General features: G+C 46.6%; 2 protein-coding genes. Both read right to left on the reverse strand.

Features of this window, described 5'->3' with window-relative positions; all coding sequences use genetic code 11:
* Window positions 1-147: glutamine amidotransferase-related protein (locus tag R7Q46_RS27550; protein WP_411913243.1), on the reverse strand; the 147-nt coding region annotated here is incomplete at its 3' end.
* A gap of 177 nt (window positions 148-324) precedes the next feature.
* On the reverse strand, window positions 325-667 hold a 343-nt coding region (locus R7Q46_RS27555), incomplete at its 5' end, for a GlyGly-CTERM sorting domain-containing protein (protein ID WP_318078332.1).

Here is a 667-nt window from a genome sequence, read left to right on the forward strand (position 1 = left end):
AATCACCAAATGGGTTGGATTGAGGGCTTCGATACCTTGAATGTCGATTTCGTCATTGCGCACGACCTTTACCTGAGCGCCAAGCTCGCAAAAGTATTGGTAAAGGTTATAAGTGAAAGAATCGTAGTTATCGATGATCAACAACATAACGTGTCGGCTGCTCCAATCCGTTTTGGCAAGGCTTAAGGATCAATTGTCTGGTTTACCACAATTGAGGGCGGTATTTTGCAACACCCAATTAGAAAGGCAAGTCTTTGCGCAATAAAAAGGCCAGCATCGGCTGGCCTTTGAGTTTTACAGCTATGTTTTTAGAAAAGGAGTGGCTTAACGGCGGCGGCGGAACAAGCCAAGTCCAAGCATTGCTAGCAGTGCACCAAACCCAAACGAACCACCATCAGAGTCTTTCGAATCTGTGGTGCCCGTTTCAGGTTGAGTCATAGAGACTGCACGAGCAGAGCTAAACTTAACGACGTTGCCAGTCGAGTCTGTCACTTTCTCTTCTAACTGGTAATTACCTTGTTCTGGCGCTTGTTCAAACTCAATATTCACGCTGCGTGCGTCAATGTCAGTTTGAGTCAAGGTTTGGCTAGCCGAGTAAACTTTTGCATCACTGCTTGTCGCGGCCGCTTGTGTGGATGCTGTTAAGTTCACTGTCACAATATCGCCC

Source organism: Vibrio sp. 811 (genome assembly GCF_033339195.1).